At 73.6% G+C, this 20805-nt stretch carries 17 protein-coding genes; all 17 read right to left on the reverse strand.

The genetic code is table 11. From position 1 onward, the window contains the following. Positions 1-519 precede the first annotated feature (519 nt). Positions 520-1803: a tyrosine--tRNA ligase gene (gene tyrS / locus QP090_RS34205; protein WP_285943856.1), complete on the reverse strand. Its 1284-nt coding sequence runs from the start codon at positions 1801-1803 to the stop codon at positions 520-522. Positions 1804-1881: 78 nt separating this feature from the next. Next, complete coding sequence (locus QP090_RS34210) at positions 1882-2358, reverse strand: hypothetical protein (protein WP_285943857.1); 477 nt, start codon at positions 2356-2358, stop codon at positions 1882-1884. Then, a complete protein-coding gene (locus tag QP090_RS34215) occupies positions 2351-2986 on the reverse strand; it encodes a DNA-3-methyladenine glycosylase (protein ID WP_285943858.1) in 636 nt (211 codons plus the stop codon). Before QP090_RS34215 ends, QP090_RS34210 begins: the two co-directional genes overlap by 8 nt. A 125-nt stretch (positions 2987-3111) precedes the next feature. Continuing rightward, a complete protein-coding gene (gene argH, locus QP090_RS34220; protein ID WP_285943860.1) occupies positions 3112-4530 on the reverse strand; it encodes an argininosuccinate lyase in 1419 nt (472 codons plus the stop codon). A 186-nt stretch (positions 4531-4716) separates the two neighbouring features. Further along, the gene (locus QP090_RS34225; RefSeq protein ID WP_285943862.1) at positions 4717-5919 is read right to left on the reverse strand and encodes an argininosuccinate synthase; all 1203 of its coding nucleotides are present in this window, start codon (positions 5917-5919) and stop codon (positions 4717-4719) included. 79 nt (positions 5920-5998) lie between these two features. Further along, positions 5999-6514, reverse strand: coding sequence for an arginine repressor (locus QP090_RS34230; RefSeq protein ID WP_285943863.1), 516 nt, complete (start codon positions 6512-6514; stop codon positions 5999-6001). Then, positions 6511-7428: an ornithine carbamoyltransferase gene (gene argF, locus QP090_RS34235; RefSeq protein ID WP_285943864.1), complete on the reverse strand. Its 918-nt coding sequence runs from the start codon at positions 7426-7428 to the stop codon at positions 6511-6513. The genes QP090_RS34230 and argF overlap by 4 nt, the downstream gene beginning before the upstream one ends. Positions 7429-7431: 3 nt before the next feature. Beyond that, the gene (locus QP090_RS34240) at positions 7432-8655 is read right to left on the reverse strand and encodes an acetylornithine transaminase (protein WP_432763106.1); all 1224 of its coding nucleotides are present in this window, start codon (positions 8653-8655) and stop codon (positions 7432-7434) included. Then, a complete protein-coding gene (gene argB, locus QP090_RS34245; protein ID WP_432763109.1) occupies positions 8652-9578 on the reverse strand; it encodes an acetylglutamate kinase in 927 nt (308 codons plus the stop codon). The genes QP090_RS34240 and argB overlap by 4 nt, the downstream gene beginning before the upstream one ends. A gap of 20 nt (positions 9579-9598) precedes the next feature. After that, positions 9599-10756, reverse strand: a complete 1158-nt coding sequence (gene argJ, locus QP090_RS34250; protein ID WP_285943867.1) for a bifunctional glutamate N-acetyltransferase/amino-acid acetyltransferase ArgJ — start codon at positions 10754-10756, stop codon at positions 9599-9601. Then, positions 10753-11781, reverse strand: coding sequence for an N-acetyl-gamma-glutamyl-phosphate reductase (gene argC / locus QP090_RS34255; RefSeq protein WP_285944060.1), 1029 nt, complete (start codon positions 11779-11781; stop codon positions 10753-10755). Before argC ends, argJ begins: the two co-directional genes overlap by 4 nt. 207 nt (positions 11782-11988) lie before the next feature. Further along, positions 11989-13605 carry an ABC-F family ATP-binding cassette domain-containing protein gene (locus QP090_RS34260; RefSeq protein ID WP_285943868.1) on the reverse strand — a complete coding sequence of 539 codons (1617 nt, stop codon included), beginning with the start codon at positions 13603-13605 and terminating at the stop codon, positions 11989-11991. 397 nt (positions 13606-14002) lie between these two features. Further along, the gene (pheT, locus tag QP090_RS34265; RefSeq protein WP_285943870.1) at positions 14003-16495 is read right to left on the reverse strand and encodes a phenylalanine--tRNA ligase subunit beta; all 2493 of its coding nucleotides are present in this window, start codon (positions 16493-16495) and stop codon (positions 14003-14005) included. Continuing rightward, positions 16495-17604 carry a phenylalanine--tRNA ligase subunit alpha gene (gene pheS / locus QP090_RS34270; protein ID WP_285943871.1) on the reverse strand — a complete coding sequence of 370 codons (1110 nt, stop codon included), beginning with the start codon at positions 17602-17604 and terminating at the stop codon, positions 16495-16497. Before pheS ends, pheT begins: the two co-directional genes overlap by 1 nt. A gap of 139 nt (positions 17605-17743) precedes the next feature. Next, positions 17744-18853, reverse strand: a complete 1110-nt coding sequence (locus tag QP090_RS34275) for a PAS domain-containing sensor histidine kinase (RefSeq protein ID WP_432763107.1) — start codon at positions 18851-18853, stop codon at positions 17744-17746. 273 nt (positions 18854-19126) lie between these two features. Then, positions 19127-19639: an STAS domain-containing protein gene (locus QP090_RS34280; protein ID WP_285944061.1), complete on the reverse strand. Its 513-nt coding sequence runs from the start codon at positions 19637-19639 to the stop codon at positions 19127-19129. A gap of 300 nt (positions 19640-19939) precedes the next feature. Then, on the reverse strand, positions 19940-20773 hold the full coding sequence (locus tag QP090_RS34285; protein ID WP_285943874.1) for a TrmH family RNA methyltransferase: 834 nt from the start codon (positions 20771-20773) through the stop codon (positions 19940-19942). Positions 20774-20805: the final 32 nt, after the last annotated feature.

Consider the following 20805-nt stretch of genomic DNA (forward strand, 5'->3'; position numbering starts at 1 on the left):
GACAGTGGCACGGGGTGGTCCAGCCAACTAATGACCGAACCGATTAAGGCACTGGCTTTTAACACGCTGTTGAGTTCTCAAGAAACGGACACCCACCGCGCTCCACCCACTCTCGCGGGCCTCGCTCCGGGGCAACCCTTAAACTCTATCCGATCCACCCGGTTTGTCAAACTTTCGGGTAGTTCGCCCCTCCTTGTTCCCTTTGGGCATGAAACATCCATGCCCTACAGGTTCGTGGAGGTTCCCCCGAGACAGGCCGTCTTAAACGTCGTCCTGGTCTCTCGTGGGGCAGGTAGAACACTAAGCCGGTCTCGCGGCACCGTCAAATCGGCGCCCATACCCCCCGAAAAGCCCGCCCCACCAGGGGTTCTCGGGGTTCGAAGCACCCTCTGGAGCCGCCGGCGGACCCTCCCCGTGACCGCACTGTGACATGGATCCCCCGAAGTTCTCCCGGAACGAGGGCGAGCGCCCGTCCGGACATCCGGACGGGCGCTCGCCCTCGCGCTGTTCCGCGTCCCGTCAGGAGGCCGGAACGGTGACCTCCACACCGCCCACGTTGCGCTTGCCCCGCCGCAGCACAAGGAAGCGGCCGTGGAGCAGGTCGGCGGCGGCCGGCGTCGCGTCCTCCGACTCGACCTTCGCGTTGTTCAGGTAGGCCCCGCCCTGAGCGACCGTCCTGCGCGCCTCGGACTTGCTCTTGCAGAGGCCGGACGCCGCGAGCAGGTCGACCACCGGCGGCAGCTCCCCCGGCGGTACCTCCGTGCGGGGCACCTCCGCCAGGGCCGACCTCAGCGTCCGCTCGTCCAGCTCCTCCAGGGCCCCCTGCCCGAACAGCGCACGCGAGGCCGCGACGACGCGCGCGGTCTCGTCCGCGCCGTGCACGAGGGTGGTCATCTCCTCCGCGAGCGCCCGCTGGGGGGCGCGGGCGGCGGGACGGTCGGCGCCCTGCTTGACCAGGTCTTCGATCTCCTCCCTCGGGCGGAAGCTGAAGACCTTCAGGAGCTTGTCCACGTCGCGGTCGTCGGCGTTGAACCAGAACTGGTAGAACGCGTACGGCGAGGTGAGGTCGGGGTCGAGCCAGTACGTCTCGCCGCCGGCGGTCTTCCCGAACTTGGAGCCGTCGGCCTTGGTCAGCAGCGGGGTGGTCAGCGCGTGCGCGCTCTCCCCTTCGGCGCGCCGGATCAGGTCGGCGCCGGCGGTGAGGTTGCCCCACTGGTCGCTGCCCCCGGTCTGCAACCGGCATCCGTACCGCCGGAACAGCTCGAGGTAGTCCATCGACTGGAGCAGCGCGTAGCTGAACTCGGTGTAGCTCATGCCGGTGGTGTCGAGGCGCTTCTTGACGGTCTCGCGCGCCAGCATGCGGTTCACCGGGAAGTGCTTGCCGATGTCGCGCAGGAACTCGATGGCGCTCATCCGGCCGGTCCAGTCGAGGTTGCTGACCATCAGCGCGCCCGTCGGGCCGTCACCGAAGTCCAGGTACCTGGACACCTGGCCGCGGATCCGCTCGACCCAGCCGGCGACGGTCTCCTCGGAGTTCAGCACCCGCTCGGCGCTCTTGCCGCTCGGGTCGCCGATGAGGCCGGTGGCGCCGCCGACCAGCCCGATCGGACGGTGCCCGGCGTGCTGGAACCGCCGCAGGGTGAGGATCTGGATGAGGTTGCCGAGGTGCAGCGAGGGCGCCGTCGGATCGAACCCGCAGTACAGCGTGACCGGCCCGGCGGCGAGCAGCGCCCGCAGCTCGTCCAGGTCGGTGGACTGCGCGATCATGTCGCGCCACGCGAGTTCGTCCAGGATGTCGGTCACGTTCTCCCTCGTCTCCGACGTGCCAAAAGGTACGCCCCATCAGGGTGCCCGATGGGGTGTGCATCACGCTAACGATATTCAGCGCCCGTTGAGGAAGTAGCGCGCGGGTACGAACACCTCGTGTCCCGAGGTGAAGCGCACCCGGACCCCGTCGCTGCCCCAGGCCGCTTCCCTCACCACGGGACGGTCGGTGCCGGTGAAGTCCAATCGGACATGGTGGCCGTACGACAGGGCGATGTCCCGTCCCGTGTACAGCTCGTACTTGCGGTGCCGCCCGAGGATCCAGCTCCGGGTGCGGACCACGCCCACGAAGTGGGCCGACCGGTCGGAGTAGGCCACGGACGCCGGCTGCCCGGACCGTTCGAGGACCTCCCGCCGCTCCAGCCGCCCGTCCAGGACGGCCAGGACGATCAAGAGGAGGAGCAGCGGCGCGATGATCCGCCACGTCCGCCTCCTGGGCCTCGCCGAGCCGGCGGACCGCGGTGGACCGCCCGCCCACGCGGGACCGGGCGCGCCTCCAGGACCGGGATCGGGATCGGCGGCGGATTCAGCCATCCGCGGCGGCCTTCCTCCGTCTGCGCGGGACGTGCGCACGGTAGGGCGAGACGCTCTGATCGCCGTCGATCCAGAAACGCCACGGCGTCTCTTTGGCGCCGTTCACGCCCGTGCGCGGCCCAGACCTGATCAGCGCGGGGTCCACCGGTTCTCCGGCGAGGACGCGCAGAGGACCGTCGTCCGTGCAGACGTCCAGGCCGTTCTGGCCGCGCGCGATGCCGAGGGCCTGGCACAGCCGGGCGGGGCCGCGGGCCAGGTCCCGCACGGTCGAGCGGGGCCGCCGCTCCCGGGCGGTCTCCCAGCCGCTGATCACCTCGCCCGCGCGCAGCAGGACGGCCGACGCCGTGCCCTCCGGCCCGCACACCAAGTTGACGCAGAAGTGCATGCCGTAGGTGAAGTAGACGTAGGCGTGGCCGGCCTCCCCGAACATCACCTCGTTGCGCGGGGTGCGGCTGCGGTAGGCGTGCGAGGCGGGGTCGAGCGGCCCCGCGTACGCCTCCACCTCGGTGAGCCGGACGGCGACCGGGCCACCGCCGGCGCGGTGCGTCAGAACCCGGCCCAGCAGTGCGGGGGCGATCTCTTCAACCGGCCGGTCGAAGAACGCCCTCGGCAGTGACGTCTCGCTCACTATCGCCTCACATGCTCACGTGTCCGGGTCTGGGCCGGGCCTTGCAGCCGGGGCCGGGGCCGCGTGGTGCCGGGCCCACGGCAAGGGGTGGACGGGCGGAGGCGCCGCCCGTCCACCGGCCGGGGTCAGCCCTCAGAGCCGGACGCCCACGCGGCGTGCTCGTTGGCCAGGGAGCGCAGCGCGGCGATCTGCTCGCCCACCCGCTCGGGGGCGGTGCCGCCGTACGCCTTGCGGGACGCCAGCGCGCCCTGGACGTTCAGCACCTCGCGCACGTCCGGGGTGAGGTGCGGGGAGACCTTGGCCAGCTCCTCGTCGGTCAGGTCGCCGAAGTCCTTGTCGTTGACCTGGCACCAGACGACCAGGTGGCCGACCACCTCGTGCGCGTCGCGGAAGGCCACGCCGCGCCGGACGAGCAGCTCGGCAAGGTCGGTGGCGAGCGCGAAGCCCGCGGGGGCCAGCGACTCCAGCCGCTCGGTGTTGACCCGCATGGTCGCGACCAGCCCGGACAGCGCGGGCAGCACCAGGAGCAGCGTCTCGACCGCGTCGAAGGCGCCCTCCTTGTCCTCCTGGAGGTCGCGGTTGTAGGTGAGCGGCAGGCCCTTGAGCGTGGTCAGCAGGGCGACCAGGTGCCCGATGAGCCGGCCGGCCTTGCCGCGGGCGAGCTCGGCGACGTCCGGGTTCTTCTTCTGCGGCATGATCGACGACCCGGTGGCGTAGGTGTCGTCCATCTCGATCCAGCGGAACTCCTGCGAGGCCCAGAGGCAGATCTCCTCGCCGAGCCGGGACAGGTGCACGCCGGTCATCGCCGCGGCGAACAGGAACTCGGCGACGAAGTCGCGGTCGGCGACGGCGTCCATCGAGTTGGGCGCGGCGGCGTCGAAGCCGAGCTCGGCGGCGGTCGCCTGCGGGTCCAGCGGCAGCGAGGACCCGGCGAGCGCGCCGGAGCCGAGCGGCGAGATCGCGGCGCGCTTGTCCCAGTCGCGCAGCCGGTCGATGTCGCGGGTCAGCGGCTGGACGTGCGCGAGCAGCTGGTGCGAGAACAGCACCGGCTGGGCGTGCTGGAGGTGGGTCATGCCGGGCGCGGCGACGCCGAGGTTGTGCTCGGCCTGCGCGATCAGCGCGGTCTCCAGCTCGACCAGCCGCGACACGACCTGGCGGGCGTGGTCGCGCAGGTACAGGCGCAGGTCGGTGGCGACCTGGTCGTTGCGGCTGCGGCCGGCGCGCAGCTTGCCTCCGAGCGCGCCGAGGCGCTCCAGCAGGCCGCGCTCGAGCGCGGTGTGCACGTCCTCGTCGGCGACGGTGGGCCGGAACTCGCCGGACTTGCACGCCTCCTCCAGGTCGTCGAGGGCGCCGAGCATGCGCTCGAGCTCCTCGGCCGTGAGCAGCCCGGCCCGGTTGAGCACCCGGGCGTGCGCGCGCGAGCCGAGCAGGTCGTACGGGGCGAGCCGCCAGTCGAACTGGACGCTCACCGAGAGCCGCGCGAGCGCGTCCGACGGGCCGCCCTCGAACCGGCCGCCCCACAGACGCGTCGGTGCCTTGGTCACGGAAATCCTCTTCTTCCCACCGCTGTGCGTGCGTTCGATCGATCGCCTCGGGGGCGCCGGCCGCGTCTCGCGCGGCCCGCGCCCGCCTCAGCGTACGGGCAAGGGGCCCGGTCCTTCAGCGTATGGCCACGTCGGCGCGCTGCGGTGCGTTGGAGCGCGCAGGCCGGACGGGCCGGTCCGGGCGGGTCAGGCGTTCTGGCCCCGGTCGCGCATGGCGGCGATCTTGCTGGGCAGGCTCCACAGCTCGACGAAGCCCTTGGCCAGGCTCTGGTCGAAGGTGTCGCCGGTGTCGTAGGTCGCCAGGTCGTAGCTGTAGAGCGAGGCGTCGCTGCGCCGGCCGGTGACCACCGCGCGCCCGCCGTGCAGGGTCATCCGGACGTCGCCGGACACGTGCCGCTGCGCGTCGGCGATGAACGCGTCGAGGGAGTCCTTGAGCGGCGAGAACCACAGGCCGTCGTAGACCAGCTCGCCCCACCGCTGGTCGACCGAGCGCTTGAACCGGGCCAGGTCCCGCTCGACGGTGACGTTCTCCAGCTCCATGTGCGCGGCGATCAGCGCGACGGCGGCGGGCGCCTCGTACACCTCGCGGCTCTTGATGCCGACCAGCCGGTCCTCGACCATGTCGATCCGGCCGACGCCCTGGGCGCCGGCGCGCCGGTTGAGCTCGGCGATGACCTGGTACGGGGTGAGGGCGCGGCCGTCCAGCGCGACGGGGACGCCGGCGCGGAAGGTGATGACGACCTCGTCGGCCTCGCGCGGCTCGGCGGGGTCGGCGGTGTAGTCGTAGACGTCCTCGATGGGCCCGTTCCAGATGTCCTCCAGGAACCCGGTCTCGACCGCGCGGCCCCACAGGTTCTGGTCGATGGAGTAGGGCGACTTGGCCGACACGTCGATCGGCAGGCCCTTCTCCTCGGCGAACGCGATGGCCTTGTCGCGGGTCCAGGCGTAGTCGCGGGCCGGGGCGATGACCTTCAGGTCGGGGTGCAGGGCCGACAGCCCGGCCTCGAACCGGACCTGGTCGTTGCCCTTACCGGTGCAGCCGTGCGAGACGGCGGTGCCGCCGAACTCCTTGGCGGCGGAGACCAGGTGCTTGACGATCAGCGGCCGGGACAGCGAGGACAGCAGCGGGTAGCGGTCCATGTAGAGGGCGTTGGCCTGGAGGGCCGGGACGCAGAAGTCGGCGGCGAACTCCTCCTTGGCGTCCACCACGACGGCCTCGGCGGCGCCGCAGTCGAGGGCCCGCTTGCGGATGGCGTCGAGGTCCTCGCCGTCCTGGCCGACGTCGACGGCCACCGCGATGATCTCTCCGCCGGTCTGCTCGGCGAGGAACGGGATGGCGACGGAGGTGTCCAGGCCGCCCGAGTATGCGAGAACGACGCGCTCGCTCATGCTGTGATCTCCTGTTTGAAGTGGTGCGCTGCGGTTGGGTGGATCGTGCGGGGTGCTGCGGGGCGGGGGCGCGCGGCCCCTAGCTTCGTCGTTCGCGCCCCGCGGCGAGCTTGAGCAGGGCCTGGGCCAGGTCCTGGCCGCCGGCCGGGTCGCGGGAGATGACCAGGATGGAGTCGTCGCCGGCGACCGTGCCGAGGACGGCGGGCAGCTCGGCGTGGTCGATGGCCGAGGCCAGGTACTGCGCGGCCCCGGGCGGGGTCCGCACCATGACCAGGTTGGCCGACGCCTCGGCGGAGACCAGCAGCTCGGCGGCCAGGCGGGTGAGCCGGCCGGCGAAGGTCTCCCCGGCGCCGGTGCGGGTGCGCCTGATCCGCTCGCCGCCCTCCCCCGGCACGGCGTAGATCAGGCTGCCGTCGTCGGCGCGGAGCTTCACCGCGCCGATCTCCACCAGGTCGCGCGAGAGCGTGGCCTGGGTGACCTCGACGCCGGCGTCGGCGAGGAGCTTGGCGAGCTCGCCCTGGGAGTGGACGGGGTGCCGGGTCAGCAGCTCGATCACCCGGGCGTGCCGGGCGGCCTTGGTCATCAGGGTCGTCATCCGGCGCGCTCCAGCAGCCAGATCAGCAGCGCCTTCTGGGCGTGCAGCCGATTCTCGGCCTCGTCCCAGACCAGGCTGCGCGGGCCGTCCAGGACGGACGCGGCGATCTCCTTGCCCCGGTAGGCGGGCAGGCAGTGCAGCACGACGGCGCCGGGGCCCGCGAGCGCGAGGAGCGCGTCGTCGATGGCGTACGGCTCGTACAGCGCGGTGTCCTTGCCCTCCTGCCCCATCGACACCCAGGTGTCGGTGGCGAGGACGTCGGCGCCGGCCGCGGCCTCCTTCGCGTCGGAGGTGACGGCGACCGAGCCGCCGGTCGCCGCGGCGAGCTCGGTGGCGCGGGCGGCGATCGCCGGGTCGGGCGGCTGTGCGACGGGGGCGGCGATCCGCACGTGCATCCCGGCGGTGGCGCAGCCGAGCAGGTAGGAGTGCGCCATGTTGTTGGCGCCGTCGCCGAAGTAGGCGAGGGTGCGGCCGGCGAGGCCGCCCTTGGCCTCCCGCACCGTTTGCAGGTCGGCGAGGATCTGGCAGGGGTGGAACTCGTCGGTGAGGGCGTTCACGACGGGCACCGCGGTGCCGGCGGCCATCTCCTCGATGCGCTCCTGGCCGCCGGTGCGCCACACGATCGCGGCGACCTGCCGCTCCAGCACCCGGGCGGTGTCGGCGATGCTCTCGCCGCGGCCGAGCTGGCTGCTGCCGGCGTCCATGACCAGGGCGTTCCCGCCGAGCTCGGCGATGCCGGCGGCGAAGGACAGCCGGGTGCGGGTGGAGGGCTTGTCGAACAGCACCGCGACCGACCGGGGGCCGTCCAGCGGGCGGCGGGCGAACCGGTCGCGCTTGACGGCGGCGGCGAGGTCGAGGATCTCGGCCTGCTCGGCGGGGGTGAGGTCGTCGTCGCGGAGGAAGTGCCGGACCATCGTTCAGCCCTCCTTGGGGGCGTCGGCGGAGGCGGCGTCCAGGATCGCCGGGAAGGCGTCCACGAACGAGCGGGCCTCGGCGGCGGTGAGCACGAGCGGCGGTGCGATCCGGATCGCGTCCGGCTGGACGGCGTTGACCAGGAAGCCGGCGGCGCGGGACGCGGCCTCGACGGCGGGGGCGGCGGGCGCGGTCAGCACCGCGGCCCGCCACAGGCCGCGGCCTCGGACGCCCGCCAGCAGCGGGTGGTCGATCGCGGCCAGGCCCGCGGCGAGGGCGTCGCCGACCTCGGTGACGTGGTCGAGCAGGCCGCCGTCCTCGATGGCGTCGATCACGGCGAGGGCGGCGGCGGCGCTGACCGGGTTGCCGCCGAAGGTGCTGCCGTGGTCGCCCTTGGCGAAGATCTCGCCGTGCGGGCCGAACGCGATGCACGCGCCGACGGGCATGCCGCCGCCGAGCCCCTTGGCCAGCGTCAGCACGTCGGGCCGGGCGTTCTCGTGCTGGAAGGCGAACCAGGCCCCGGTGCGGCCGATGGCCGACTGGATCTCGTCGGCGACGAACAGGGCGCCGGTCGCGTCGCAGATGTCCCGTACGGCGGTGAAGTACCCGTGCGGCGGGGGAACGACGCCGGCCTCGCCCTGCGTCGGTTCCAAAAAGACCGCGGCGCAGTCCCCGGTCACCGCGGCCTTGAGCGCGTCGGCGTCACCGTAGGGGACGAACCGGACGTCGAGCGCGTACGGGCCGAACGGCTCGCGGATGGACCGCTTGCCGGTGAGGGACAGCGCGCCCATCGACCGTCCGTGGAAGCCGTTCTCGGCCGCGACGAAGTAGGAGCGGCCGTGCGTCCGGCCGTACTTGAGGGCCAGCTTGAGCGCGCACTCATTGGCCTCGGTGCCGCTGTTGGCGAGGAAGACCCGGCCGTCGCCGCCGAGCAGCTCGCGCAGCTTCTCGGCGAGCAGCACCTCGGGCTCGTTCACGAACAGGTTGGAGGTGTGCGCCAGCCGCGCGGCCTGTGCCGCGACCGCCTCGGCCAGGGCCGGGTGGCCGTGGCCGAGCGAGGTGACCGCGATGCCCGCGATCAGGTCGAGGTACTCGCGGCCGTCGTGGTCGCGGACGCGGCAGCCCGCGCCGGACGCGAGCGCGAGCGGCGGGACGCCGTAGTTGGGCATGAACGCGGCCTCGTATCGCTTCCTGAGGTCGGCGCCGCTCACGCCGTTCTCCCCGTTCACGCGAGGTCTCCCGTCAGCTCGTCATCGGCGGGCGAGCCCAGGGGGCTGGGCAGCACCATCGTTCCGATCCCCTCCTCGGTGAAGATCTCCAGCAGCAGCGAGTGCAGCACCCGCCCGTCCAGCACGTGCGCCTGCGGGACCCCGCCGCGCACCGCCTGGAGGCAGGCGTCCATCTTCGGCACCATGCCCGCCGACAGCTCGGGCAGCAGCACGGCCAGCTCGTCGGTGGTGAGGCTGTCGATGACGTCGTCGCTGCCCGGCCAGTCGGCGTACAGGCCCTCGACGTCGGTGAGCACGACCAGCTTGGCGGCGTCGAGCGCGACCGCGAGCGCGGCGGCGGCGGTGTCGGCGTTGACGTTGTAGACCTCGCCGTCGTCGCCGCGCGCGATGCTGGACACGACCGGGATCCGGCCGTCGGCCAGCAGCGCCCGGACCGCGCCGACCTCGATCTCGACGATCTCGCCGACCTGGCCGATGTCGACCCGCTCGCCGTCCACCACGGCGTGCTTGCGCTCGGCGGTGAACAGGTTGGCGTCCTCGCCGGACATGCCGAGCGCGAACGCGCCGTGCCGGTTGATCAGCCCGACCACGTCCCGCTGCACCTGCCCGGTCAGCACCATCCGGACGACCTCCATGGCCTCCGGGGTGGTGACCCGCAGCCCGGCGGTGAAGGTCGAGTCGATGCCGTTGGCGGCGAGCGCCGCGTTGATCTGCGGGCCGCCGCCGTGCACGATGACCGGCCGCAGCCCCGCGTAGCGCAGGAACACCACGTCCTCGGCGAACGAGTGCCGCAGCGTCTCGTCGGTCATCGCGTGCCCGCCGTACTTGATCACCACGGTGGCGCCGCGGAACCGCTCCAGCCACGGCAGCGCGCTGATCAGCGTCACCGCCTTGGCGGTCGCGCCCTCGCGCCGCTTGCGCATCCGCGCGCCCGACACCACGCTCATGATGAGTACGCCGAGTTCTCGTGGACGTACTCGGCGGTGAGGTCGGTGGTCCAGACGGTCGCGCTGTGCGAGCCGGCCGCCAGGTCGACGGTGATCGTCACGTCGCGGGGGCGCAGGTCGACCTTGCCGCGGTCGTCGCCGACCGAGCCGTTGCGGCAGACCCAGACGCCGTTGATCGCGACGTTGAGCCGGTCGGGCTCGAAGACCGCCGCGGTGGTGCCGACGGCCGACAGCACCCGGCCCCAGTTGGGGTCCTCGCCGTGGATGGCGCACTTGAGCAGGTTGTTGCGGGCGATGGAGCGGCCCACGGTGACCGCGTCGTCGTCGCTGGCGGCGCCGACCACCTCGATCGCGATGGCCTTGGACGCGCCCTCGGCGTCGACGAGGAGCTGCCGGGTCAGGTCGGCGCAGACCTCGGTGAGCAGCGCGGTGAACTCGGCCTCCGCCGGGGTGACGGCGGCGGCGCCGGACGCCATCAGCAGCACGGTGTCGTTGGTGGACATGCAGCCGTCGGCGTCGAGCCGGTCGAGGGTGGCGGAGGTGGCCGCGCGCAGCGCCCGGTCCAGCGCGGCGGCGTCCAGGTCGGCGTCGGTGGTGAGCACGCACAGCATGGTGGCCAGGGACGGCGCGAGCATCCCGGCGCCCTTGGCCATGCCGCCGATCATGTAGCCGCCGGGGCCCTGCCGGAACGAGATCTTGGCGACGGTGTCGGTGGTGCGGATCGCGTCGGCGGCGGCCAGGCCGCCGTCGCCGCGGGACAGCTCGGCGGCGGCCCGGTCGACGCCGGGCAGCAGCGCGTCCATGTCGAGCCGCAGGCCGATCAGGCCGGTGGAGCAGACCGCGATCTCGCCGGACGAGTCGTCCAGCAGGGCGGCGGTCCGCTCGGCGGTGGCGTGGGCGTCCTGGAAGCCGGGCGCGCCGGTGCAGGCGTTGGCGCCACCGGCGTTGAGCACCACGGCGCGCACCAGGCCGCCCTTGAGGACCTGCTCCGACCAGAGCACGGGGGCGGCCTTCACCCGGTTGCGGGTGAAGACGCCGGCCGCCGCGCGGGACGGTCCGTCGTTGACGACCAGGGCCACGTCGCGGGCCCCGCTGTCCTTGAGGCCGGCGACGACGCCGGCGGCGCGGAATCCCTGGGGGGCGGTGACGCTCAAGGGGACACTCCGATCGTGGTGAGCCCGAGTTCTTCGGGCAGGCCGAGGGCGAGGTTGGCGCTCTGCACGGCGCCGCCGCCGGTGCCCTTGGTGAGGTTGTCGATGGCGGCGACCACGACGACGCGGCCGGCGGCCTCGTCGAGGGCAACCTGGATCAGGGCGGTGTTGGCGCCGAGCGTCATCGAGGTGGCGGGCCAGGTGCCCTCGGGGAGCAGCTCGGCGAACGGCTCGTCCGCGAAGGCGCTCCCGTAGGCCGCGCGGAGCGTCGCGGCGGTGACTCCGGGCCTCGCCTTGGCGGTGCAGGTGGCCAGGATGCCCCGGCTCATCGGCGCGAGCGTCGGGGTGAACGAGACGGTGACCGGCTCGCCCGCGATCCGGCCGAGGTTCTGGATCATCTCGGGGGTGTGCCGGTGCGTGCCGCCGACGCCGTAGGCGCTGACCGAGCCCATGACCTCGCTGCCCAGCAGGTGCGGCTTGAGCGCCCGGCCCGCGCCGGACGCGCCGGACGCGGCGACCACGACGACGTCGGGCTCGGCGAGCCCGGCGGCGAACGCGGGGAACAGCGCGAGGGTCACCGCGGTCGGGTAGCAGCCGGGGACGGCGATGCGGCGGGTGGCGCGGAGCACCTCGCGCTGGCCGGGCAGCTCGGGCAGCCCGTACGGCCAGGTGCCCGCGTGGGGCGTGCCGTAGAACCTGGTCCAGTCGGCGGGGTCGTCCAGCCGGAAGTCGGCGCCGCAGTCGACCACGAGCACGTCGTCGCCGAGCTGCTCGGCGAGAGGCCCGGACCGGCCGTGCGGCAGGGCGAGGAAGACCACGTCGTGGCCCGCGAGGGTCTGCGGGGTGGTCTCCTCCAGCACCCGGCCGGCCAGGGATCGCAGGTGCGGCTGGTGGGCACCCAGCTCGGTGCCCGCGTTGGAGCCCGCGGTGAGCGCGCCGATCTCGAGTTCGGGGTGCCCCGCCAGGATGCGCAGCACCTCGCCGCCCGCGTAACCGCTGGCGCCGGCGACCGCCGTCCGGATTCCCATGTCCACCCTGCCCTTCTGGAAGCGACCAGCAAGATTATGCACGAGTATGGATGAGTATTCAACGCGACGGCCCGCGTCTCTCACTCCGTGAGACTGCTCAGCCCCCTGGTCAAGCGCGTCCTCACCTGGCCGGGCGGCGGAGAGCGTCCCTCGGCCCGTGCGCGCCCCCGGCCCGTGCGAGCGCGCACGGGCCGGGGACGGCCGGGGTCACAGCGGGTCCGACTCCGCCAGCCCGGTCTCCCGGTCCAGCCGGAGCCAGCGGGTGATCCCGATGGTCCGCAGGAACGGCACGTCGTGGCTGACCACGATCAACGCGCCCCGGTAGGCGTCCAGGGCCTGGGCGAGCTGCCGCGCGCTGGCCATGTCGAGGTTGTTGGTCGGCTCGTCCAGCAGCAGCAGCCGCGGCGCGGGCTCGGCCAGCAGCAGCGACGCCAGCACCGCCCGGAACCGTTCGCCGCCCGACAGCGAGCCCGCGAGCCGGTCGGCGCGGGCGCCCCGGAACAGGAACCGCGCCAGCCCCGCCCGCACCGCGCTGACCGGCGCGGACGGCGCGAACGCGCGCACGTTGCCGACGACGCTCAGGTCGTCGTCCAGGACGTCCAGCCGCTGCGGCAGGTACCGGGCGCCCTCCACCCCGATCTTGACCGACACGCCCTCCGGCGTCCGCTCCCCCGCCAGCGCGCGCAGGAGCGTGGTCTTGCCGGACCCGTTCGGCCCGGTCAGTGCGATCCGCTCGGGGCCTCGCACGATCAGCTCCGACAGGGTCGCCGGGACGGGCTCGGGCGCGGTGAGCCCGGTCACGGTCAGCACCGTCCGGCCCGCCGGGACCTCGGTCGACGGCAGCGCGACCTTGATCTCGGCGTCGTCGCGGACCGCCCCCTCGGCGTCGGTGAGCCGGTCGCGCGCGTCGGCGAGCCGGTCCTCGTGCATGATGCGGTGCTTGCCCGCCGAGACCTGGGCCTGCCGCTTGCGCAGCCCCATCACGATCTTCGGCTCGCGCTTCTGCTCGTTCATCTTCTTGCCGTAGCGGGCCCGCCGGGCCAGCTTGATCTGCGCCTCCTCCAGCTCGCGTTTCTGCTTGCGCAGGTCGGTCTCGGCGGCGCGGACGGTCCGTTCGGCGGCCTCCCGCTCGACCTCCAGTAGCTCCTCGTAGCCTGAGAGGTTGCCGCCGAACGACCGGACCGCGCCGTCCCGCAGGTCGGCGATCTCGTCGACCAGGTCGAGCAGCTCGCGGTCATGGCTGACCACGACCAGCACGCCCGGCCAGGCCGCGACCGCCTCGTGCAGGCGCCGGCGCGCGTCCAGGTCCAGGTTGTTGGTCGGCTCGTCCAGCAGCAGCACGCCGGGGCGGGCCAGGAACAGCGCGGCCAGCCCGACCATCACCGTCTCGCCGCCGGACAGGGTGCCCACCGTCCGGTCCAGGCCGAGACGGTCGAGCCCGAGCCGGTCGAGCTCGGCGCGGGCCCGCTCCTCCACGTCCCAGTCGTCGCCCACCGCGGTGAAGTTCGCCTCGGTGGCCTCGCCGCGCTCGATGGCGTGCAGCGCGGCGCGGGCCGCGCCGATGCCGAGCAGGTCGGCGACAGTGCGGGCGGTGCCGAGCGGGAGGTTCTGCGGCAGGTAGCCGATCTCCCCCGCGACGCTGATCGTCCCGGATCCGGGCGCGAGCTCGCCGGCGACCAGCTTTAGCAGGGTGGACTTGCCGGAACCGTTCACGCCGATCAGCCCGGTGCGGCCGGTGCCGAACGAGGCGTCGAGCCCGTCGAGCACGACCGTCCCGTCCGACCAGGCGAACGAGACGTCCGAGCACACGATCGCGAATGACATCAGGGCCTCCATGGCACATCGGAATTCAGCGGATGCTTGGAGACACCGCGGAAACGCGCGACGCGCCGAAGAAGCCCAGGGAAAGACGAGGGCCGACGGGACGAGGGGTCCACTGAGGTCACGTGCGCGAGCCGGAAACGGCTACAGCGCGGCGTCTCGACCTCAGTTCCTCAATGGACTCCCCTACCGGACGGCGATAAGACCCGCTCATCCTACCCGACCGAAGCGGCCCGGCTCCAGGACCATCTGGAGCCGGGCCGCCACAAGACCTTCCGGAGGGGCCAGGTGCTGTCTCAAACAGCCCCAGCCGTCCCCCGAGCGCGATGTCGCGCTCGCCCAAGCTCGGTCGACGTCCGAGCCGCCAGGCGAGGACGTCGGGCCGGGCCTGGAGACACGACTAGGTCCCGCGGACCGTCGCGCCGGTACGGTCGGCGGCCACCGTCACGGCCGCGGCGCGCGCGGCGGACGCCTCGTCCGCGGTGAGCGTCCGGTCCGGCGCCCGGAACCGCAGCGTGTAGGCCAGGGACTTGCGCCCCTCTCCCGCCTGCTCGCCGGTATAGAGGTCGAACAGCCGGATCGACTCCAGCAGCGCGCCGGCCCCCTCCCGCAGCGCGGACTCGACGTCGGCCGCCGGGACGCCCGCATCGACGATCAGCGCCACGTCCTGGGTGGCGACCGGGTAGGTCGGGACCCGCGCGGAACGGGGCGTCCGCGGCTCGCCGAGGCGGGCGAGCTCCAGCTCCATCGCGCAGCTGCGCGCGGGCAGCCCGTACGCCTTGATCGTCCGCGGGTGGAGCTCGCCGGCATGGCCGACCAGGGCCTCGCCCGCGTACAGCGCGGCACACCGGCCCGGATGCCACGGCTCGTGCCGGTCGGCCCGGACGGTCAGCTCGACGCCGACCTCGCGGGCCACCACGCGGGCGGCCTCGATCGCGTCGGCCCAGCCGCCCGGCCGCCCGTCGCCCCACCAGCCGGACCGGGCGCGCTCGCCGGCCAGCACCACGCCGACCCGCAGCGGCTGGTCGGGCAGCGCCGCGTCCACCGAGGCGATCTCCTCGGCCGTCGGGCCGCGGTCGACCGGCAGGCGCGGCGCCCGCTCGGGCGCCCCCTCCTTGGGCCGGAACACCAGGCCGAGCTCGTACAGGCCCACGTCGCCGAAGCCCCGGCCGGTGTTGCGGGCCAGCGCCCGCAGCAGGCCGGGCAGCAGCGTGGTGCGCAGCAGCGGCTCGTCCTCCGACAGCGGGTTGGCCAGGCGCAGCGCCACGCGGCGGGCGTCGCCGGCGGGGAGCTGGAGGGCATCCCAGTCGCGCTCGGACGCGAACGGGAAGGCCGGCGTCTCCACGTACCCCGCCCCGGCCAGCGCGCGGCCCACCCGGCGGCGCAGCCGCTGCTGGCCGGTGAGGCCCCGGCCCGCGACCGGACGCGGCGCCCGCGCCGGGATGTTCTCGTAGCCCTCCAGCCGGATGACCTCTTCGGCCAGGTCGTTCGGGTCGGTGAGGTCGGGCCGCCACGACGGCGGCGTCACCGTCAGCACGTCGCCGCCCGCCACCGTGCAGCCCACCTGCTCCAGGCGGCGCACGACGGTGTCGCGCCCGTAGGTCACGCCCGCGACCCGGCCCGGATGCCCGGCGGGCATCTCGACCGTGACCGGCGCGACCGGCGCCTGCGCGTGGGATGCCCCCGGGACGATCTCGGCACCGCCCAGCTCGGCCAGCAGCGACGCGGCGCGGTAGGAGGCGTACAGCGGCAGCTCGCGGTCGACGCCGCGCTCGAAGCGGTAGGACGCCTCGCTGTGCAGCCGGTGCCGCCGCGCCATCCGCGCGATGCCGATGTCGTCGAAGTGCGCGGCCTCGATCACCATGGCGGACGAGGCGCCGTCGATCTCGGTGGCCAGCCCGCCCATCGTCCCGGCCATCGAGATCGGCCCGGACGCGTCGGTGATCAGGATGTCCTCGGGGTCCAGCGCCCGCTCGACGTGGTCGAGGGTCTCCAGGCTCTCGCCCGCCACCGCGCGGCGCACCTCGATCGGGCCGGTGAGCTTGCCGTGGTCGAAGGCGTGCAGCGGCTGCCCGAGCTCGAGCATCAGGTAGTTGGTGACGTCGACGGCCAGCGACACCGGCCGCATCCCGGCGCGGAACAGCCGCACCGCCATCCACATCGGGGTCGGCGCGTCCGGGTCGAAGCCGCGCACCTCGCGCAGCACGATCCGGTCGCAGCCGGACGGGTCGGCGATGCGCACCGGGTGGGCCTCGCCGTCCCCGGCGGGCAGGTCCACCCCGGCCGGATCGGTGAACGGCACGCCGTAGGCGATCGCGGCCTCGCGGGCGATGCCGCGGATCGACAGGCAGTAGCCCCGGTCGGGGGTGATCGCGATGTCGAGGACGTCGTCGCGCAGGCCGAACAGCCCGATGACGTCCGTCCCGGGCGCGGTACCCGGCGGCAGCACCAGGATGCCGTCGTGGTCGTCGCCGATGCCGAGCTCGCGGACCGAGCAGATCATGCCCTCGGACACGTGCCCGTAGGTCTTGCGGGCGGCGATCCGGAACGGCTCGCCGGGACGGTCCCCAGGCAGCGCGCCGCCCGGCAGGATCACCACGACGTCGTCGCCGGCCGCGAAGTTGGTGGCGCCGCAGACGATGTTCTGCGGCTCGCCGGTGCCGTTGGCCTGCCCGACGTCCACCTGGCAGTAGCGGATCGGCTTCTTGAAGCCGGCCAGCTCCTCGACGGCCAGGACGGTGCCGGTCACGATCGGGCCGGCCAGGTCGGCGCCGGCCTGCTCGACGGTCTCGACCTCGAGGCCGGCGTCGATCAGCTTGGCGGCCAGCTCGCGGCCGGTGACGCCGGAGGGGAGCTCGACGTGCTCCCGCAGCCAGGAAAGCGGGGCCCGCATCAGATCTCCATCCCGAACGGGAGGGTGAACCGGACGTCGCCCTCCACCATGTCGTGCATGTCCTCGACGCCGTGCCGGAACATCAGCGTCCGCTCCACGCCCAGGCCGAACGCCCAGCCGCTGTAGCGGTCCGGGTCGATCCCGCAGGCGACCAGCACCCGCGGGTTGACCATGCCGCAGCCGCCCAGTTCGATCCAGCCCTCCGAGCCGCAGGTGCGGCACGGCGGCGCGCCCCGCTCCACCGAGGCGCCCCGGCACACGAAGCACTGCATGTCGACCTCGGCCGACGGCTCGGTGAACGGGAAGTAGGACGGGCGCATCCGCACCCGCAGCCCCTCGCCGAACATGCCGGCCACGAACGCGTCGATGCCGCCGCGCAGGTCGGCCATGGTCAGGCCCTCGTCGACCGCCAGGCCCTCGAGCTGGTGGAACACCGGGCTGTGCGTGGCGTCGAGCTCGTCGGTGCGGTAGGTGCGGCCGGGCGCCACCACGTACACCGGCAGGGGCCGCGACAGCAGCGACCTGATCTGCACCGGCGAGGTGTGGGTGCGCAGGACCAGCCCGGTGTCCTCCGACTCCACGAAGAACGTGTCCTGCATGGTGCGGGCCGGGTGGTCGGGCTTGAAGTTGAGGGCGTCGAAGTTGAACCACTCGGCCTCGACCTCGGGCCCCTCGGCGACCTCGAAGCCCATCGAGACGAAGACGTCGGCCATCCGCTCCTGGACCGTGGTCAGCGGGTGCCGGGCGCCGCGCGGGTCGCGGTCCCAGGGCAGGGTGACGTCGACGGCCTCGTCGGCGAGGACGCGCTGGTCGCGTTCCTCCTCCAGTTCGGCCTGGCGGGCCTTGAGCGCCTGCGCGACGGCGCCGCGGGCGGCGCCGATGCGCTTGCCCGCCTCGGCGCGGCCCTGCGGCGGCAGGGCCCCGATCTCGCGGTTGGCCAGGGCCAGCGGGGAACGGTCGCCGGCGTGCGCCAGGCGGACCTGCTTGAGCGCGTCGAGGTCGGCCGCGGCCGCGATGGCCTCCAGGGCCTCGGCACGGGCCCGATCCAGCGCTTCGGGCTGCAACGCGGACACCTCGACAGGGTCGTAGGACTTGTTGGGTGCAGACATGGTGGTGTGATGACTCCGGTCGGCGTGGGACGCCCGCAGTCTAGTGGGCGGGCGGGAAGGATCCGGAAAAGCGTGCGCAGGTCGCGCCGCCCGCGCGGGGCCCGTGACGCCGGGATCGGAACGCGGTGCGAGCGCGCGATCAGGTGGCGTAGTCGGGGGCCCCGGCGGGCACGGTAAATCGGAACTCGGCGCCGCCGCCGGGGGCGCGCCGCACGGTGATGGTGCCCCCGTGCGCCTCGACCAGGCCCTTGACGATGTAGAGCCCGAGCCCGGTGCCGCCGCGGCGGTTGCCGCCGGGACCGCGCCAGAACTGCCGGAAGATGCGCTGGGCGGCCTCGGGCGGAATGCCCTCGCCCTCGTCGCGCACCGACACGGCGGCCCCCTCCTTATGCGCGTCCGGCTCCACCATGATGGTGACAGTACCAGCGCCGTGCCGCACGGCGTTTTCGACCAGGTTGCCGAGGATCTGGTCGACCTTGTCGGGGTCGAGCCACATCTCCGGCAGGACGCCGCGGGCCTCGAACCGGAACCGGTCCTCGGCGTCGCCCGCCGCCACCCGTCCGGCCAGGACCTTGCGGATCTCGCCGGGCAGGTCGACCACCTGCCGGTGCATCTCCAGCCGGCCCGCCTCGATCCGCGAGACGTCGAGCAGCTCGGTGATCAGGCGGGTGACCCGGTCGGCGTCGGCGTTGACCGTCTCCAGCATCACCCGCTTCTGGTCGTCGTTGAAGCGGTGCCATTTGGCCAGCAGCGTCGCGGTGAAGCCCTTCACGCTGGTCAGCGGGGAGCGCAGCTCGTGGGCGACGGTGGACACCAGGTCGGCGCGGTCGCGCTCCAGCCGGGCCCGGTGCAGGGCGTCGCGCAGGGAGATCGTGAACCGTTCCACCCGGCCGCCCCGGCCGCGCCGGTAGCCCGCCGTCACCAGCAGCTCGGTGCCGCCGGGCAGGTACAGCGGCCGCTCGGGGTGGCGGGTGCGGGTGCCGAGCCCGTCGTAGGGGGCCAGGCATTTCCACCAGTCGCGGCCCTCGGCGTCGTGCAGCGGCAGGACGTCGCGGAAGTCGCGGCCGAGGGCGGCGCCGGAGGCGATGCCGGTCATCCGCGAGGCCGCCGCGTTGAACACCACGACGCGGGCGTCCCGGTCGGCCACCAGCAGGCCGTCGGGAAGATCGTCCAGGGTCGGCGCGCCGCAGGGCAGGGCGTCCGCCGCGTCCTCCGGCGGAACGTCCACATCGCCTCCAGCAGCGGGCATGGGTCGGGCCAGGTGCGGGGAGTCCTCTCCGCCCACAACGGCCTCCAGAACACCGGTGAGAACGCGGCCTGTCGAAAGGAGACTCTATCCGGAGACGGGGACCTAACGGGACCCGGAGAAGCCCCTACGGACAGGCATTGTGGCCGTCACGGGCACTCTGCCGCCCCTCCCGCACCACCCCGCGCACCGGCGACCGAAACGGGCACCGGCACGGGCGGCCGGCACAGGTGCCGGTACGAGTGGCGGCACGGACACCGGCACGGGCGGCGGGCGTCAGCAGCGCGGGGCCGCGGACGACCCGGCCTCGGCGATCGCGCCGGCGATGTCGTCGTACAGGGTGAACAGCCGGTACAGCCCGGTGATGCGCAGCAGCCGAACCTGGGCGGGCCGCACCCGGGCGAGTCTGATCTCTCCCCCGGCCCCGGAGATCTGGTTGTGCGCGGCGACCAGGGCGCCGAGCCCGGTGGCGTCGCAGAACGGGACCCCGGCGAAGTCGACGACCAGGCGGCGGAAGCCCGCCTCGTGCAGCTCGACCAGGTGGACGCGGAGCGTGTCGGCGGTGTGCAGGTCGATCTCGCCGGTCACTGCGGCGACGACGGTCTCACCGTGCACCTGCGCGACCGAGACGTCCAGACCGGCCACCGGGCCCTGCTCACGCGGCCCCCCGGCCGCGGGGCCGTCCAGCGCGGTGCCCGGCCCGCCGGCGGGCCGGGCACCCGCCCGGCACCTGACCTCGGGTCCGCGCCTGCCGGGACGCCTGGCCGCCGCCCTGCCCTCGTCGATCATCACGTTTGCCCCCACTCTGCACGGCCCCATCGCCGCCCTCGTCATCACCGTAGGCACCCGGGTGCGACGCGTGGATCCATCGCCGGGTTGGTTCCCGCTCCTACCTGGGAATGAGTCGCCGCCGGACGCGAGCCCCCCGCCCACCGTCCAGCGATAGTTCATCCTCCCAGGTCAAGGGAGGAGAAAAGCCGCACGACGCGACCGCTTGCGGCCAGCCGAACGCACAGAATCGCCCTTACCAAGACGAACCCTCACACCCTCACAACGTCGTCGCGGGCCCTCCACGGCCCGCGCGCGCCCTCACGGCGCCGGGCGCGGGTCCCCATTGCGTTGCGCGCGGGCCGAGGCGTAGAGGCAGACGGCCGCGGCCGTCGCCAGATTGAGGCTCTCGGCCCGACCGTAGATCGGCACCCGCACGACCTCGTCGACATGCTGGAGGATCTCGTCGGGCAGTCCCCACGCCTCGTTGCCGAACACCCAGGCGGTGGGGCCCGCGAGCAGGCCGTCGTCGATGCCGTCGTCGAGGGTCCGGTCGCCCGCGCCGTCGGCGGCGAGCACCTTCAGCCCGGCCGCCTTGAGCTCGGGGATCAGGTCGCCGAACCGGGGCCCGACGACGACGGGGAGGTGGAACAGGCTGCCCGCCGACGCGCGGACGCACTTGCCGTTGTACGGGTCGACCGACGCGTCGGTGAAGACGACCGCCTCCGACCCGGCGGCATCGGCGGTGCGCAGGACCGTTCCGGCGTTGCCGGGGTCGCGGACGTGGGCGAGCACGGTCACCAGCCTGGGGCCGGAGTCCAGCGCGCCGCCCAGCGGGACGTCGACGAACTGGCAGACCGCGAGCAGCCCCTGGGGCGTGACGGTCTGCGCCAGCTCGGCCATGACCTCGCCGCTGACCCGCAGCACCGGGACGCCCGCCTTCTCGGCGGCCGTCACCAGCTCGGGATGGCGGGCCTCGGCCTCGGCGGTGGTGAACAGCTCGGCGAGGCCGCCGGGGATCTCCAGCGCCTCCCGCACCGCCTGCGGGCCTTCGGCGAGGAAGCGCCGTTCGCGGCGCCGGAACGCACGTTTGGCGAGCCGGCGAGCGGCCTTCACCCGTGGTGATCGGAGGGAGGTCAGCTCGCGGCCCGCCATGACGTTCGTGATCGCCTGTCTGCCGGGAACCG

This window comes from Actinomadura xylanilytica, from assembly GCF_030283145.1.
Lineage (GTDB): Bacteria > Actinomycetota > Actinomycetes > Streptosporangiales > Streptosporangiaceae > Spirillospora > Spirillospora xylanilytica.

Bases quoted from the DNA above. Each gene is read 5' to 3' on its own strand.
- QP090_RS34210 (WP_285943857.1), bottom strand. From the start codon at position 2,358: ATGGCTGAATCCGCCGCCGATCCCGATCCCGGTCCTGGAGGCGCGCCC.
- QP090_RS34225 (WP_285943862.1), bottom strand. From the start codon at position 5,919: ATGAGCGAGCGCGTCGTTCTCGCATACTCGGGCGGCCTGGACACCTCC.
- QP090_RS34230 (WP_285943863.1), bottom strand. From the start codon at position 6,514: ATGACGACCCTGATGACCAAGGCCGCCCGGCACGCCCGGGTGATCGAG.
- argF (WP_285943864.1), bottom strand. From the start codon at position 7,428: ATGGTCCGGCACTTCCTCCGCGACGACGACCTCACCCCCGCCGAGCAG.
- argB (WP_432763109.1), bottom strand. From the start codon at position 9,578: ATGCGCAAGCGGCGCGAGGGCGCGACCGCCAAGGCGGTGACGCTGATC.
- argC (WP_285944060.1), bottom strand. From the start codon at position 11,781: ATGGGAATCCGGACGGCGGTCGCCGGCGCCAGCGGTTACGCGGGCGGC.
- QP090_RS34260 (WP_285943868.1), bottom strand. From the start codon at position 13,605: ATGTCATTCGCGATCGTGTGCTCGGACGTCTCGTTCGCCTGGTCGGAC.
- pheT (WP_285943870.1), bottom strand. From the start codon at position 16,495: ATGCGGGCCCCGCTTTCCTGGCTGCGGGAGCACGTCGAGCTCCCCTCC.
- pheS (WP_285943871.1), bottom strand. From the start codon at position 17,604: ATGTCTGCACCCAACAAGTCCTACGACCCTGTCGAGGTGTCCGCGTTG.
- QP090_RS34275 (WP_432763107.1), bottom strand. From the start codon at position 18,853: ATGCCCGCTGCTGGAGGCGATGTGGACGTTCCGCCGGAGGACGCGGCG.
- QP090_RS34280 (WP_285944061.1), bottom strand. From the start codon at position 19,639: ATGATCGACGAGGGCAGGGCGGCGGCCAGGCGTCCCGGCAGGCGCGGA.
- QP090_RS34285 (WP_285943874.1), bottom strand. From the start codon at position 20,773: ATGGCGGGCCGCGAGCTGACCTCCCTCCGATCACCACGGGTGAAGGCC.